Source organism: Polynucleobacter sp. IMCC30063, assembly GCF_021395235.1.
In the GTDB taxonomy this organism is placed as follows: Bacteria; Pseudomonadota; Gammaproteobacteria; order Burkholderiales; family Burkholderiaceae; genus Polynucleobacter.
The window spans coordinates 63,137-79,025 of the sequence record NZ_JAJVCQ010000002.1 but is presented as its reverse complement, the minus strand read 5'-3'; the positions used below and the strand labels follow the sequence as shown (position 1 = coordinate 79,025).

At 45.6% G+C, this 15,889-nt stretch carries 14 protein-coding genes; 6 read left to right on the top strand and 8 right to left on the bottom strand.

Translation table 11 applies throughout. The annotated features are described in order from the left end of the window. Positions 1–7 precede the first annotated feature (7 nt). Both LZG75_RS05035 and LZG75_RS05030 read right to left on the bottom strand, forming a co-directional pair. The gene (locus tag LZG75_RS05035; RefSeq protein WP_233935888.1) at positions 8–1,480 is read right to left on the bottom strand and encodes a pyruvate carboxylase subunit B; all 1,473 of its coding nucleotides are present in this window, start codon (positions 1,478–1,480) and stop codon (positions 8–10) included. Continuing rightward, positions 1,480–1,989, bottom strand: coding sequence for an acetyl-CoA carboxylase (locus LZG75_RS05030; RefSeq protein WP_233935886.1), 510 nt, complete (start codon positions 1,987–1,989; stop codon positions 1,480–1,482). Before LZG75_RS05030 ends, LZG75_RS05035 begins: the two co-directional genes overlap by 1 nt. Before the next feature lie 205 nt (positions 1,990–2,194). Here LZG75_RS05030 and LZG75_RS05025 point away from each other — a divergent pair, with 205 nt between their 5' ends. The 4 genes from LZG75_RS05025 to LZG75_RS05010 are packed head-to-tail and all read left to right on the top strand — an operon-like array spanning position 2,195 to position 6,791. Continuing rightward, positions 2,195–3,013, top strand: coding sequence for an IclR family transcriptional regulator (locus LZG75_RS05025; RefSeq protein ID WP_233935884.1), 819 nt, complete (start codon positions 2,195–2,197; stop codon positions 3,011–3,013). A 30-nt stretch (positions 3,014–3,043) separates the two neighbouring features. Continuing rightward, positions 3,044–3,880, top strand: a complete 837-nt coding sequence (locus LZG75_RS05020; protein WP_233935882.1) for a 3-keto-5-aminohexanoate cleavage protein — start codon at positions 3,044–3,046, stop codon at positions 3,878–3,880. Continuing rightward, positions 3,877–5,502 carry a GMC family oxidoreductase gene (locus LZG75_RS05015; protein WP_233935880.1) on the top strand — a complete coding sequence of 542 codons (1,626 nt, stop codon included), beginning with the start codon at positions 3,877–3,879 and terminating at the stop codon, positions 5,500–5,502. Before LZG75_RS05020 ends, LZG75_RS05015 begins: the two co-directional genes overlap by 4 nt. 8 nt (positions 5,503–5,510) lie before the next feature. Continuing rightward, positions 5,511–6,791, top strand: a complete 1,281-nt coding sequence (locus LZG75_RS05010; RefSeq protein WP_233935877.1) for a SulP family inorganic anion transporter — start codon at positions 5,511–5,513, stop codon at positions 6,789–6,791. On the opposite strand, the gene LZG75_RS05005 is transcribed toward LZG75_RS05010, so the two are convergent. Genes LZG75_RS05005 through LZG75_RS04995 form a run of 3 tightly spaced genes read right to left on the bottom strand, consistent with a single transcriptional unit; the run spans position 6,784 to position 10,799 of the window. Further along, entirely contained in the window at positions 6,784–8,355 is a 1,572-nt protein-coding gene (locus LZG75_RS05005; RefSeq protein WP_233935874.1) for an AMP-binding protein, read from the bottom strand. The two genes, LZG75_RS05010 and LZG75_RS05005, sit on opposite strands and share 8 nt — an antisense overlap. A 54-nt stretch (positions 8,356–8,409) precedes the next feature. Next, positions 8,410–9,816: an aldehyde dehydrogenase family protein gene (locus LZG75_RS05000; protein ID WP_233935872.1), complete on the bottom strand. Its 1,407-nt coding sequence runs from the start codon at positions 9,814–9,816 to the stop codon at positions 8,410–8,412. Continuing rightward, positions 9,816–10,799, bottom strand: a complete 984-nt coding sequence (locus LZG75_RS04995) for a tripartite tricarboxylate transporter substrate binding protein (protein ID WP_233935869.1) — start codon at positions 10,797–10,799, stop codon at positions 9,816–9,818. The genes LZG75_RS05000 and LZG75_RS04995 overlap by 1 nt, the downstream gene beginning before the upstream one ends. A gap of 206 nt (positions 10,800–11,005) precedes the next feature. Here LZG75_RS04995 and LZG75_RS04990 point away from each other — a divergent pair, with 206 nt between their 5' ends. Continuing rightward, positions 11,006–11,806 (top strand): IclR family transcriptional regulator, encoded by an 801-nt coding sequence (locus LZG75_RS04990; protein ID WP_233923763.1) that lies wholly within the window; start codon positions 11,006–11,008, stop codon positions 11,804–11,806. After that, positions 11,806–12,720: a bifunctional enoyl-CoA hydratase/phosphate acetyltransferase gene (locus tag LZG75_RS04985; RefSeq protein WP_233935867.1), complete on the top strand. Its 915-nt coding sequence runs from the start codon at positions 11,806–11,808 to the stop codon at positions 12,718–12,720. Before LZG75_RS04990 ends, LZG75_RS04985 begins: the two co-directional genes overlap by 1 nt. A gap of 43 nt (positions 12,721–12,763) precedes the next feature. Here LZG75_RS04985 and LZG75_RS04980 read toward each other — a convergent pair whose 3' ends face one another. The 3 genes from LZG75_RS04980 to LZG75_RS04970 form a co-directional block, all read right to left on the bottom strand. Then, positions 12,764–13,357, bottom strand: coding sequence for a c-type cytochrome (locus LZG75_RS04980; RefSeq protein WP_233935859.1), 594 nt, complete (start codon positions 13,355–13,357; stop codon positions 12,764–12,766). Continuing rightward, positions 13,344–14,660: a sulfite dehydrogenase gene (gene soxC, locus LZG75_RS04975; RefSeq protein WP_233935855.1), complete on the bottom strand. Its 1,317-nt coding sequence runs from the start codon at positions 14,658–14,660 to the stop codon at positions 13,344–13,346. The genes LZG75_RS04980 and soxC overlap by 14 nt, the downstream gene beginning before the upstream one ends. Before the next feature lie 152 nt (positions 14,661–14,812). Further along, positions 14,813–15,886, bottom strand: a complete 1,074-nt coding sequence (locus LZG75_RS04970; RefSeq protein WP_233936442.1) for a hypothetical protein — start codon at positions 15,884–15,886, stop codon at positions 14,813–14,815. Positions 15,887–15,889 lie beyond the last annotated feature (3 nt).

Genomic DNA, 15,889 nt, shown 5'->3' with positions numbered 1-15,889 from the left:
AAGAAATTTAAACTGAAAAACTTAAATCTACATTTCCAAATCGCGTTTTAACTCTTGAAAAATTCTTACCCTGTATTAGATACTTTATGAGCTCAGAAAAGGGCTGCAACTGCTTACCCTGCTTGAGAGCAATTAAGGTGCCATCGTGCAAACCTAAAGCTAAATTAGGGGTGTAGAAGGCATGCAGGCACAGTTGCTCACGCGAAACTGACTTACCCCACTGCTTTCTTAAGTCACTTAAAGCGGGTTTAATGAAATCACCCGGTCGCTGACTCGGGTCATACTCCACCCCAGCGCGTTCCATTACTTCTGCGCTTGCCTGACCTGCTAATTTTCCGTAATGTCCACGCAAGTAGAGCTTCACTTCATCAGGAATTGTTTTATAGCGTTCACCCTGCATCACATTGAGAACAGCCTGAGTGACAATATACTGGGCAAAAGGGCTTACCAAAATGGGATAGCCCAGATCTTTTCTCACTTGCGCAGTTTCTTCTAAAATTTCTTGTTCACGATGGGCGATGCCAAGAGTGGCTAACTGCGCCCGCAGATTAGAGATCATGCCGCCTGGTATTTGGTGTTCGTATAGTGCTGGGTCATACGCGAGCTTTTCACCCCGGGGCAAACTATCGCGAGTACAAATCCAATCAAAATAGTCATCAACCTCTTGCAAGGCAGATCGATTCATTTTGGGTGCCCTACCGAGGCGCCCTGCACTAGCCAACACTTCAGTTACCGAGGGTAATGAGGCGCCGTTGGCTAAGCAATTCGTGGCAACGTAACCATAGCTAAAGCCAGCTTTAATTGCCTCTTCATACACTAAGGGGGCTAAACCCGATTGACAATGGGAATGCAATTTCAAGGGAATACCCTTGGCTACAGCAAATAGTGCCGGAAATAAAGTAGCACCACGCTCTGGCGTTAATAATCCCGTAGGATCTTTAACAGAAATAAAATCAACTTTTAAGTCAACTAGCTCTTTAGCCCGCGCCACAAAATAAGCATCATCATGAACTGGGCTTAATGCATAAGTGAGCATCGCATTAATCAGCATGCCATTTTTTTTACCTGAGGCAATCGAAGAAGTAATGTTTCGGTTATCGTTGAGCGCATCATAAACGGTTAAGACATTCACGCCAGATTCTGCTAATAAAGCAATATTCAGATCGACTACATCATCAGGAAATAATTCAAAGGTGTAAATACTTTGTCCACGCGTCAATGCATCAGTAGGCGTTTCTAGTTCGCGACTGAGAAATGCCATGCGTTTCCAGGGGTCTTCACGCAAGAAACGTACCATCACATCAAACACGGCGCCACCCAAAATATTGATATAGCCGTAACCTGCACGGTCGATATTATCTAGGGCCGGGTACATTTGGGCTGTAGTCATGCGCGTTGACCATAGGCATTGATGCGCATCGCGCAGTGTGACATCAATCATTTGGAATGGCGCAAGTTGACTAAGTAGTTTTTTTGCCATCACAACTCGATTACCATTAAAACTTGACCTGCTTCAATCGTTTCGCCATCAGCTACAAAGATATCGATAATTTTTCCAGCGTGTTCAGCTGAAATCGTATTAAGTAACTTCATCACTTCCACAATACACACGGGAGTATCGGGGCTTACCTTTGAGCCAATCTCGACAAAAGGCGGTGAAGTAGGATTGGGTCGGCGGTAAAAAGTTCCCACCATTGGGCTTAAGACTTCGAAAAGACCCGCTTGACTCTTTGGCTTAATAGCTTCCACAGCCTTAATAGCTTCTATAGCTTTAGGGACAGTAGTTTGAGTTACCCCTCCTAGATTTGTGCTGGAGCTCACTTCAGGAGAGCGCTTATTTCCCACTTCGATTTCTATTTCAAATTCTGGTGTTTTATAAGAAAAGGTATTGAAATGACCGGCATCTTTGATAAGGCCAATCACTTCTTTCACTTGTTGCATTGAAATTGTGCCAACCTGCACAGTAGGCTCAGTTTGAGCAATAGACAAAGAACCGGGCTTAGGAATTATCTTTGAGCTTGGCTTAACCCTAGTTAGGGCTCGGTGTCCGTCCTTTGTAGCGGGTATCTTTTTACGAGTCAAAGTTACAATCCCTTAATTAGGTCTTTATTAAATGGAATATAAAGTATCATCAGATGAAATGCTTTAAGGGTAAATACCTAAATATGCCCCATAAAACCATTAATAGCTAAAAATGAAGAAATTAATTGCTGTAACTTCTAAAAATTCAGCGGATCTTACTGCTCTCACCATCCTTGAGGGAAGCAAATCCAGTATGGCTGAGAAAGTATTGCTCATCTTGGAGGTCATTGCTAACTCGGAATTTCCGCTCACACTTGAAAATATTTCTTCGAGCATTGGCTTAGCAAAGCCGACCGCTTTTCGTCTTTTAAATACCCTGGTAGCACAAGGTTTTGTTGAGCGCGACCCGAATGGGCGTCGCTTCCAGCCGAGCGCCAAATTTCGTTTAATGGGTATTAATCTACTCTCTGGTGACTCAATTCGCTCTCAACGGGTTGCGGTAATGAAACGTCTAGTTGAAACTATTGGCGAAACATGTAACTTTAATATTTTGGACGGTAATGAAGTTCTTTACTTAGATCGGATTGAAACCGCTGCGCCTATACGTTTACATATTGACTCTGGCATGCGAGTTCCACTTCACTGCACTGCAAGTGGTAAATTATTTCTTTCATATATGAATGAAACACAAATCAAGCGAATTGTTGGCTTGGAGCCATTTGATTATTACACCCCTAAGACCATGACTAGCTATAGCGACTTAATACCTGTAATAAAAAAAATAAGTGAGCAAGGTTATTCAATTGATGAGTGTGAATACTTAGAAGGTTCTATTTGTGTTGCTGTGCCTGTTCGTGACCAAAAAAATAAAGTATATGCGGCACTTGTTGCCCATGGGCCCACGCCCCGCTTTACCTTAAAACTCGCCGAGCAATCAGTGGCGATTTTGCAAGCCGCAGCCGCGGAATTAGAAAATAGCCTTACCCAATAAATTATCACAAGCCAATTTTTCGGAGCCTACATGAATCAACCCGTCATTATTACCGTTGCTATTACTGGCGCAGTACCACGCAAAAAAGATTGCGCAGGTTTACCTGTTACACCACCTGAGCAAATCGAAGAAACGCAGAAAGCTTATGAGGCTGGAGCATCTTTAGTGCATATTCATGTGCGCAATCCCGATGAAAGCCCGAGCTCTAACCCAGACCTATACGCTGCAGTACAAGAGGGTGTAAAAAAATATTGTCCCGAGATGATCGTGCAATTTTCTACCGGCGGGCGCGGTCGTGATCAAACTGCGCGGGGTGCGATGCTCTTTCATCGACCCGATATGGCTTCCTTAGCAACCGGCTCAACGAACTTTCCAGTAGGTATTTACGAAAATCCGACTGATTTTGTTGAGGGGTTGGCGAGCGAGATGTTGAAATATGAAATTAAACCGGAAATTGAAATATTTGATTTAGCGATGCTCTACAACGCTGCGAATTTAGTTAAAAAAGGTCTGCTTAACTCACCGCCTCATGTGCAATTTGTCATGGGAGTTCCGAATGCAATGCCGGTACGGCGCTCTATTTTAGAATTTTTAATAAAAGAACTAAAAGATGTGATGCCCACTGCCACTTGGACAGCAGCGGGTATTGGTAAACATCAATTAACGGTTAATGAATGGGCGCTAGAGCTGGGAGGCCATGTACGAACGGGCTTAGAAGATAATCTACGCTACGATGAAACCCGGGTTGCTAAAGATAATGCGGAACTAGTTGCGCGGGTCGCAAAAATGGCGCGCGATCGCGGTCGCCCTGTAGCAAGCGGCAAGCAAGCGCGTGAAATGTTAGGCTTAAGGCCTATCGCCGTATGACTGAAGCTACTTCCTTAACGAACCACCAGTTTGATTACATCATTATTGGCGGTGGATCTGCAGGTTGTGTTCTAGCTAATCGACTATCTGCTAATCCGCAGAATCGCGTCTGCTTACTTGAAGCCGGTCCAGAAGATAGCTTGCCTTGGATTCATTTGCCAATTGGCTACGGCAAGACCATGTGGGACGCCAGGGTTAATTGGAAATTTAATACTGCGCCTGAACCGGGCATGAATAACCGAGAAATTTATTGGCCAAGAGGCAAATGTCTTGGAGGCTCGAGTTCAATTAATGGTTTAATTTTTATTCGCGGGCAAAAGGAAGATTACGACCAATGGCGTGACTTAGGTAATGTCGGTTGGGGCTGGGATGACGTACTGCCCTACTTTAAAAAAGCTGAGGGAAATGATCGCCTAGGTGAACCACTGCACTCACAACAAGGGCCATTAAAGGCTTCGTCGATTCCCAAAAAACATCCCTTGGTGGAAGCCTTTAAGCTGGCTGCTAATGCCCTCGGCGTTCCTACTACCGAGGACTTTAACAATCTCACGCAAGAAGGTGTTGGCTACTACCAGCTATCAACCCATAAGGGTTTGCGCTGTAGCACTGCAGTCGCTTATTTGCGCCCTGCGCGTAAGCGCTCGAATCTAACGGTGCTTACCAACAGCCAGGCCACACGGATTTTATTTACAGGTCGCAAAGCCAGTGGGGTTGAACTTTTCCGCCAAGGTAAAAAAATCACGCTACAAGCGAATAAAGAAGTGCTCTTATGCGCAGGCGCAATTCAAAGCCCGCAACTATTGCAGCTCTCTGGTATTGGTCCAGCGAAGTTGCTGCAAGAATTGAGTATCCCGCTGGTTCAAGATTTACCAGGCGTGGGAGAAAATTTACAAGACCATTTGCAATACCGTTTAATTTATGAATTAAATCAACCCATCTCGACCAATGATCAGCTACGTTCGATCTTCGGTAAAGTAAAAATGGGCTTAGATTGGTTACTGTTTCGAGGTGGCCCGCTGTCGATAGGCATTAACCAAGGTGGTTTATTTACTAAAGTTATGCCCACCTCAAGTAGACCGGATATTCAATTTCATTTAGGCACGCTCTCGGCAGATATGGCTGGAGGACAAGTTCACCCTTTTTCCGGTTTTACGATGTCGGTTTGTCAGTTACGCCCAGAGTCACGAGGATATGTACACATTCAATCGGCTGACCCACTCATACCGCCACGCATCTTTGCCAACTATTTAGACACCCAATATGATCGTGATATTAGTATTGCCGCCGTCAACTTTGCTCGTAGCATTACGCAGACCCAACCGCTGAGTAATTTAATTTCCCGCGAAGTGAAGCCCAATAATCCGCAAAGCAATGAAGAAATTTTGGCGTTTTGTCGCGAAACTGGCGCAACTATTTTTCATCCCTCTGGAACCTGCAAAATGGGTACTGCTGATGATTCGATGGCGGTAGTCGATGCTGATTTACGGGTTCGCGGCGTTACTGGTTTACGGGTCATCGATTGTTCTATCATGCCACGACTAGTTTCGGGCAATACCAACTGGCCCGTAGTGATGATTGCTGAAAAAGCGGCTGATATAATTAATTATCAATCGCTAATTTAAATTCATCCATGCCTCAACTGCCCTTTTCACGCTGGCTACCGGAATACAAAACCCCTGGCACTATACGCGCTGATTTACTAGCAGGTCTAACTGGTGCAGTAGTCGTTTTGCCGCAAGGTATTGCTTTTGCCATGTTGGCTGGTATGCCACCCCAATATGGTCTTTATGCCGCGATGGTACCTTGTTTAATTGCTGCCCTATTTGGCTCAAGTCGCCTCATGGTTACGGGACCAGCAAATGCCATCTCCCTAACAACCATGGCCTTAATGGCCCCCCTCGCTACCCCAGAGTCGGCAGAATACGTTGGCTTAGTACTCACCCTGAGTTTTTTAATTGGCCTTATTCAAATTACATTAGGATTTGGCGGTGTGGGTAAATGGGTAGAAAAAGTGCCTCACTCTGTAATTGTGGGCTTTACTGTAGGCGCTGCCATCCTGATTATGAATAGTCAAATTGGCACTGTTACAGGTTTTGCTATTCCGCGGGGCATTAGCCCGCATGAAACCCTGCATGAGCTCTATTTAGCCCTCATGCAAAACCCTTGGCATCCCGCAGTGCTTGGTTTAGTGATTGCAACAATTTTAATTATTATTGTCTGGCGTCCACTCAATCGCTGGTTCCCTGGCATGCTAGTGGCGGTAATTATTGGCAGCCTTATTGCCCTCTATATCGAAAGCCTCTACCCCGAGCTCGCCCCTTTTAAGCGCGTGAGTAGCATTCCAGGAGCTTTTCCAGCTATATCCTTTCCGCAGTTAGAGATGAATACCCTGAATCAATTATTTGGTCCAACCTTAATCATGGCTTTATTAGCCTCTACTGAGGCCATGGCCATCGCCCGGGCGATTGCGCTAAAAACAAAAGACACCTTTAATGCCAATCAAGAATTTATTGGTCAAGGCTTAGCCAATATCGCCGGATCGTTTTTTTCGGCTTACCCCGCAAGTGGCTCATTTAATCGCACTGGCGTGAATTTATCTGCTGGTGCAAAAACACCCTTATCAGCTATTAGTGCGGCACTTTTTTTAATGGTTATTTTGGCCTTTGTTGGTCCGCTCGCTAAATATCTCCCTTATCCTGTTATTGGCGCCTTATTACTAGTCGTCGCTTGGAATTTAATTGATCCTAAAGAGATTCGTAAAGAATTTCGTCATGGGGCAAAAGAGTGGCTACCTATGGTCATTACATTTATTGGAACCATTACAATTTCACTAGAATGGGCAATTCTGGCGGGTATTTTTACTTCGCTACTCTCTCACCATTTATTTAAAGCCAAAACTCACCCTAAGTAGAACTGGCTACACCGGGCAAATCGAGTAACTTTAAGCGCTGAATTTTTCCTGAGGCGCCACGCGGTAACTCATTAACAAAAAGAATCACCTTAGGTGTGCGCAGTTTGCCTAAGTGCTCCAAACAAAAATTGCGCATTTCAATCTCTGTGCAATGAGCATCAGGACGCAAAACAAGGCAAGCCAAAATTTCTTGGCCATAGTTCGCATCAGGTATTCCGACTGCAGCCGCATCGAGAACGGCAGGATGTTTTAACAGGGCCTCATCGATTTCGCGTGGCGCAATATTTTCGCCGCCCTTTATAATTAACTCCTTCAAACGGCCAGTAATAAAATAAAAACCATCATCATCTCGCAGGCCTAAGTCGCCCGTTTTTAACCAGCCATCAGTAGCAAAAGCTTTTGCTGTTTCAGCTTCGCCATGGAAATAAGCTTGCATTACATTTGCGCCGCGTAAACAGACCTCACCAATTTGCTTATTAGCTAATTCAATTCCAGCGGGATCAACAACTTTAGCTTCAACCCCGCAAGGTAAGCCAGGGCTGCCGTAACGGCGAGGACCATCTTGCGGATTGCAAAATACCATCGAGGCTGATTCAGTCATGCCCATCCCCTCAATCACAGGAATGCCAAATAGACTTTCGAATTCGCGGTGATGCTCGGGTGGCAGCGGTGCTGAAGCCGAACGCCCAAAACGGATTCGTTTTAATTGCGCCGCTAAATGAGTATCCACTCCATTTGCTTTAGCTGCATTAATTAAATAAGCAATAATGGTTGGCACCATGTTTATCCAAGTACACCGATACTTGATAGCTACCTGCCACCAGTTACTCACCGAAAATTGATGTGGCGCAACAATGGCACCCCCTGAAAAGAAGGGGGAAATTGTTGCAATCACTTGCCCATTAATGTGATAAATCGGTAAAGAACTTAAAACAGTATCTGCTGGAGTAAGCCCATGCCACTCGCTTACGGTCTTGGCAGCATAGAGAACATTAGCGTGGCTTAGAAGCACACCCTTAGGCGTGCCAGTTGTGCCAGAGGTATACATTAATAAAGCGGGATCACGAGCCCTGAGCTGTGGCAAAACTCCCGCTGCTGAACTCATAAATGGGCCCTGAACCGCATCAGGGTCTAATTCAACTAGCTTAAATTTAGCTTGAATTTTTTTTAATGCATTCCATAAATGGGCTTTATTCTCAGGCGCATAAAACAATATTTCAATTTCACTGTGCTCAAACACCCAAGCAAGTTGATCTATTGGTGCCAATAAATTCATTGGCACGACAACGCGACCAGTCGCCATCGTCGCCAGAAAAACACTCGCTGTTTGGCGACCGTTATGCATAAATAAACCCACATGCCCGTGCGCACTAATACCTTGCTCATCAAACCAGGTAAAAAGATGTTGCGCCTTTTGAGCTAACTCACCATAGGTTAGCACAGCATCAGTTTCGGGAGCATATAAAAAGGGATGTTCTGCTTGCTGTTGATGCCAGTACGTCATTACGTCGCCAATGGTCAAACACGAGCTTGGCGGTAAGGTTGAATTCATGTGATCTAACATAATGATTAAGTCAAATCTAAATAATTAAATAGATTTAATTGGAAAGAAACACAATTAAGAACGTGAAAATTTGCTGAAATAATTCTCCAGCAAAGCTTCAACTGTCGGCACAATTTCAGGTATGGGCCTAACTACGCGAGAAATATTCAAATAATGACGATAATTCAGATTATCCGAAAAATTATTGCCGCCCCAAGTGCCGCAGCCCATAGATAAGGAAAAGGGCAAGCCATTATCAAAACTGCCGCCCGTGGCGATCGCATGGGCTTGATTCACAATAACTCGAGCAACAGGCAATTCATTAGCTAACTCGGCAGCGCGTTGATCCATTATTGGGCCCTGCAATTGAGTATGCAAACCCACCGAATGCCCAGAGCCCTGATACGCATAAACTTTGGCAACCATTGCTTTAGCAGCCGCAAAATCAGCAACCTGCCAAACTGTTAGTACCGGACTTAATTTTTCCCCAGAAAATGGGGCATTCGCACCAGCGCTGTCTTCTTCTACCATTAAAAAACGGGCCGTCTTAGCAAGTGGATTTTTTAATCCTGCTCGCTCAGCAATAAACTCTGCCGTTTGTGCAGTGAGCGTGGCGGTTAATTTACCGTTCTGAAACATCACTTCTTGTAAACGTTGTTTGTCGTCTGCATCAAGCATCACGCCACCTGCAAGCTCGAGAGCTTGGATAGCTTTAGCATAAACGGGCGCACAAATTACCACGCCATTTTCACTCGAGCAACTGGTGGCGTTATCAAATGTTTTTGATTGAACAATTCGTTTAGCTGACGCGGTTAAATCGGCTAATTCGTCAATGATGACTACGACATTACCAGCGCCAACGCCAAAGGCGGGTGTTCCCGAGGTATAAGCCGCTCGAATATTCGCTTGTGAACCTGTCGCCACCACTAAGTCAGCCAAGCGCATTAATTCATAGGTGGCATCTTTGGTGATGGGGCTTGGCAATACTTGTACTAAATCACGTGGCGCCTTCACTAAATCGAGCTGCTGATGCACAAATTCTAATAGACGTACGCAAGTCGTTTGGCCCTTAGGGGATGGTGCAACAATAATCGCGTTGCGACACTTTAAGGCATTCAGAATTTTATTAATCGGGGTAGCTCCAGGATTAGTCGAAGGGGTGATTGCCGCAACCACTCCGACTGGTCTGGCGTACTCCGATAATCCTGTAGCCGCATCCTCGGCAATTAAACCAACGGTCTTCGCATGCTGTAAATCACGCATCAAACCCAAAGTTTTCCGATAATTTTTCTTAAATTTATCTGCTACATTGCCAAGTCCTGTATCGAACACAGCTAACTCTGCCAACTCTTGGTTGCGTTTCGGCTCCAAAATAGCCCACGCCACAGCCTCGACGACTAAATCTACTTCACTTTGAGTTAGTTGCTCAAAGGACTTTTGTGCCACACGGGCACGCGCAACTAAATTTTCTACTGGTGACATTATTCCGCCTTAATGCTCGACTCTTTAGTGACCTTACTCCATTTAGCTAGTTCAGCTTTCACAATCGCTCCTAGTTGCGCGGGTGTGCTGCCCACAGCTTCAGCGCCCTGCGCGATTAATTTTTCTTTCGTACTCGATTGCGCTAAGACCTTGACTACCGCGTTATATAGCGCATCGACACTACCTTGAGGTGTGCCCACGGGCACAAACATAGCGTACCAAGAGTCAACCTCAAAATCTTTAAAACCCGACTCGGCCATGGTTGGCACATCGGGAAAAATCACTGAGCGTTTAGTGGTTGATACCGCTAAAGCACGCAATTTTCCGGCCTTAATATATTGGGTTGCAGCAGGTATTGAAACCCATAACAAGGGTACTTGTCCTGCCATCACATCAGTAACCGCTGGGCCGCCGCCACGATATGGAATATGGGTCATCTTCACATTCGCTGCTGTTGCCATCATCGCGCCTGCTAAATGCCCTGGTGAGCCGTTGCCGACAGATGCAAACGCAATCGTATCGGGCTTAAGGCGAGCTAACTCGATGGCTTCTTTAACAGTCTTTGCCGGAAAATCAGGATTAGCAACTAAGATTTGCGGCAAGGAAGCCACCAAAGATACAGGCAAGAAATCTTTCTCGGTATTAAAGGCAAGCTTGGGGTAAATAGCCGGGTTAATCGTGTGCGAGGATAAAGTAAATAATACGGTGTAGCCATCCGCTGGTGACTTAGCAACCGCGTCAGTACCAATCGAGCCCCCTGCGCCGCCGCGATTATCAATAATAATTTGCTGACCCAAAGCCTGACTCAAGGGCTCTTGCACAATACGCGCAATGACATCAGTTCCACCTCCAGGCGGGTAAGGCACAACAAATTTAATTGACTTCGTGGGCCATGCTTGGGCCCAAGCTCCCGCAGAAAAAATCAACCCAAAACTAGATATAAATAGGGTAATTAGTAACTTGGTAATAAATGATTTTGACATCTTGATTCCTTTATCTTCTTGTACCCGTTTTTTTATCATAAATAAGGTCGTTTAAGGTCGCACAGACCAAAGCCTATAGAATAACTAATCTTACTCAACGGAACAAGTTGTTTCGTATAAGTGCAAATACTGGTATTTTATGGGTTAATTAGTGAAACGTTCAATTAAAATCAACAAATTCACCCATTTCCTGAGATTGATTAGTCATGTTTGAAACGACCCTGACAGACCTAGTGGAGGGCATTAAAAAAGACCCCGCCAATGAAAATTCGTCCATGCTGAAGGGCGTGGTTATTTTGGAGGCACTAGCCACCCTTTCTCAACCGGCTACTTTGGCGCAACTGATGCAAATTACCGCCATGCCAAAGGCATCTTTGCACCGCACCTTAGCCATCTTTGAAGAAGCTGGCTTAGTCTCACGAGAACCTGGGGGGAAAACCTATGCCCCTGGCGAACGCCTCGCTAAATTAGCTATTGCTACGATTACGCACGATAGTGTGGCCGCAATTCGCCATAGCGTATTGAGAAAATTAGTCGCTGAAGTTGGCGAAACCTGCAACCTTGCGGTATTGCGTAGAGGTGAGTTATTTTATTTAGACCGCGTTGAGGCTGATTGGCCACTGCGCTTACATTTACCTCCCGGTACAGTGCTCCCTCCACATTGCAGTGCAAGCGGTAAATTACTGCTTGCCTTTAAAGTCGCCGAGGAGCGCCGCCAACTATTACAAAATATTCCACTACAACCTTTTACCCATCGCACGATTACCGATCGCACGCTTTTAGAGTCTGAATTAGAGCGCATTGTGACGACGGGTTATGCGGTCGATAATGAAGAATATGTGATTGGCGTATCTTGTGTTGCTGTACCCGTATACGACAGTAACCAAGACGTGGTTGCTGCAATTGCCATTCACGCAGCCACAGCTAGGCTGCCACTAAATCAAGCGATGGAATATATTCCGCAACTACAAGAGGCGGCTCAACGCGTCTCACAAACCCTGAGCTAATGAGTCGCTTTACCTATCCGCGCTTGCAGCAGCTCATTGCTTCTGCCAAAAGTCATTTGCCGCTGGGCGTGGTTTATCCCTTAAGCTTGCCAGCCCTTGAAACTGTGCGTGAGCTTCTCGCGCATCAACTATGCCTTCCCACTTTACTTGGCCCCGCACAGCGCATCACTTCATTGGCTAAAGAGGTGGGTTTAGATTTAACCCATATTCGTCTCATTGACACCCCCGACAATCCTATTGCCGCAGCACAATTAGCAGTACAAATGGTCAAGCAAGGAGAATTTGCTGCGCTGATGAAAGGCTCACAACATACCGAAGATTTAATGGGTCCCATCGTTGATCGTGACGGCTTACGTACCAAACGGCGTACCAGCCATCTTTTTCTTTTTGAGATGGCTAGCTACCCTAAATTACTGGGTATCAGCGATTGCGTCGTCAATATCGCGCCGAATGTAGCGCAAAAGCAGCAAATTTTATTGAGTAGCCTAGAGGCGCTCGACCGCCTGGGAATTCATCAGGCTAAAGTTGCAATCATTGCGGCCACTGAAGTTGTCAACCCTGCCATGCCAGCAACCCTGGATGCAAAATCCATTGTCGATGCCCATCAAATTACACCCATTTATCCTGGTGCAGTCATTGAAGGTCCACTTGGCTTTGATAATGCGCTCTCTGCCCTTTCCGCCAAAACCAAAGGAATTGAATCCATTGTGGCGGGAGAACCTGATCTCTTATTGGTGCCGGATTTACAGGTCGGCAATATTTTGTATAAGGCCTTAATTTATATGGCGGGCGCCGAATGTGCTGGCGTTATTCTGGGTGCACAAGTACCGATTATTTTGACCTCGCGCGCTGACTCTGTATTTTCTCGAGTGGCGTCTACCGCTCTGGCGCTGCGCTTAACCGCACAGCCATAAAAAAATCGCCCGCAGGCGATTTTTCATTTCCCGCATCAAGACTTCATGGCTTGCAGTTGGTCATGCAACGCACTGCATTGGTATCAGGCCGATCATCAACCATAAAGCCATCGCGATTAGGCATCTTTACTGCTGCCAAAGTCTTGCTATTCATTTCATCTGTTTTACCCACTAAGCCATTTAAATTCAGGATATAGGCTGACAGTGCATATACTTCATCATTCGTTAAGGTCTGTGGCTTATCCATCGGCATTGCTCGCCGCACGTAATCAAATAAGATCGGTGCATAGGGATACATACTGCCTGGAGTTAGAACGCGTGCATTGGTCTTAAACGAACCAATACCACCAACCATCGGGCCAAATACTGGGCCGCCCTTAGCATCAGGTCCGTGGCACGAAGCGCACTTGGCGTTATACACTTTTTCCCCCACTACAGCATTCCCTTGTCCGGCTGGCAACCCCTGACCATCTTGGGTACGAATATCAATATTCCAAGCCTGCAGATCTTTCTCTGCAATAGGCTTACCAAAAGCAGCCCCAGAGGTATTTTTAGGCGCCGTATTTTGCGCTGTTGAACAAGCCGCCAATAAAGTTAAGCCTGCTGTAATTATTATTATTTTTTTAACCAATGCCATTTGTCACCTCCCCATTTGCGCTGACATTCCATGGGAAAATGCCATTGTGATGTTGTACAAAGCCTGTAATTGCACGTACCTTTTTTATATCATCAACAGTCGGCTGCACATATCCAGTGCTATCAACCGCGCGGCTAGCAATAACCGCAGGGCCACCCTGCCAATTCCAGTTGAAGTTAAATCGCGTTAGGCACTTATCAATTACGGGCTCTTCCAAGCGAGCTTGTTGCCAATTTTTACCACCATCAACTGAAACGTCAACCGCAGCAATCTTGCCCTTACCAGACCAAGCAAAGCCGGTAATTTCGTTATATCCCGGCTTAATCTTCATACTTCCCGATGGGTTAGTGATGACTGATTTAGCTTCCATCTCAAAACTAAACTTACGCCATTTGCCATCTGGCATTGGATCGGTATAGCGAGCAGTTTCGCCGCGCACATGCCAAGGCTCTGTGCCCGCTTTAATACGGCGCAGCCATTTAATGCTGACGTTACCTTCCCAACCCGGAATCATTAAGCGCAAAGGAAATCCATTTTCACTGCGCAGCATTTCGCCATTCATGGCATAAGCCAACATGGCCTCATCAATAATGCGATCTAGGGGCAAACTACGCAAGTGGCCTGAAGCATCGGCTCCCTCTGCCACAATCCAAGTAGCCTTGGGATCAATGCCAGCCTCATCGAGCACCCACGAAAGCGGTACGCCAGTCCATTGCGCGCAAGAGAGTAAACCATGAGTTTGTTGAACTGTTTTCGAAGCGGGCTTAAGCCAATCGGTTAAGCCATTACCGGAACACTCCATAAAATAAAATTTGGTCACAGTTGGATAACGCATTAAATCAGACATGGTTAATACCAGTGGCTTGCTCACCATGCCATGTACCACTAATTTATGGGTATCTGGATTAATATCAGGCACCCCATTGTGGTGACGCTCGTAAAATAATCCGTTAGGAGTGACAATGCCTGGCGTAGATTGCAGTGGCGTCATACTCCAGTCCGACAAGGTTTGCTTATTAACCAAAACATCGGAGCGACGCCGAATCACATTCGCTTCATATTTCGATGGCATACCGTAAGCAGCTACTAAGGGTGCGCCCATAGTTTGATTGGAGGCAGGTATGGGTAATGGGTCTGCCAAGACTGCAGTGCTGGCCATTCCTAGGGTTCCTGCTCCCCCAGCCAGCGCAACCGTTTGGCGTAAAAATGATCGTCGTGTAACTTCCTGCGACATTGAGGTAGAGGCTTGGAGTTCTTTTTGCGAAGCCGCCACTATGGCCTGCATCTTTTCCGATTCTTTCAATCTACGCTCCTCTTTAATTTTATTTAAATACACTTATTTGTGTAGATTAGGATAGCCCGATTAGGCTTATTTATACATAGATAAATCCCTTAAGTATTTACCCTTATCTATCAAACGATAAAGAAATAGATAAATTAGCTGAAGGGCTTATTTTAGGTCTTTGCACACAGGCCAGAAAAGGGTAATTTTTCTATATAAACAGGGCCTAAATTGCTGCCCCCAGGGAGCACTGCAACATGGCGTGCTTGAGGGTTCAGGGGCCCATCTACTAAGACTGCTTGAGAGCTAAAACCGAGCCCAATTTCATATCCCAATTGAGGGGAAAAAGCGTGACTAGTCAGCTCGATTTTTTGACCTAAATCACGGTCGAAATTTACCTCACTATTTATCGCCTTAGCGCTCTGCGGAAAATGCAAACCCACGAGTTTGGTTTGCAAGCCTGCTGCCCCACTCTCGCTTGCGGCGCCAAATAATTTTCCGAGGGCTGCAAGTGTGCGTGGCTTAGTTAATTCATTGCTAAATAAAATAAAGCCCGCTTCAATACGCAAGATATTAGCGGCTAGAAAACCACATTCTAAGGCAGGTAAAGTAGCTATAGCCTGTAATTGCTGCCACAGAGTAATAGCCTCTGCGCGAGGCACTAATAACTCATAACCTAGTTCACCGGTATACCCTAGACGCGCAATCAATAACGAGGGGTAGCGAAGTGGCCGATTAAAAGCAAAATATTGTGGTAAATCACTAGCCTTAAGCCCCAAAACAGTCTCCAATAAGGCGCTACTATGCCGTCCTTGCACGGCAATGACTTGATATTGTTCTGAAATTTCTAGCAAGCGCAAATTGCTATAAGGTCTTGCGGCAGCCAACAAAAAAGACAAAATGGCACTGCCGGTAATTAAATAAAAATGTTCAGGGCCCAGTCGCCAAACAGTGGCATCTAACCAAACTTCACCATTTTCATTTAACAACATGCTGTAGGCAATTTTACCAATCGCCAATTTCTCGCAATCACGGTTTTGAATTAGCTTAAGCAAGGCAAGAGCATCACTACCCACTAACTCAACTGTACTCATAAAAGAAAAATCAAAAATACCAACTGATCTTCTTACTGCCCAGTATTCTTGCTCAACCGATGAAAATTCAGCTGGCAAAAGAAGACTAGGGCCGAGTGCCAATAAAGGAATTTTTCGCTGCGCAAAATAATCACTTAGCGCTGATGACTGCATCAC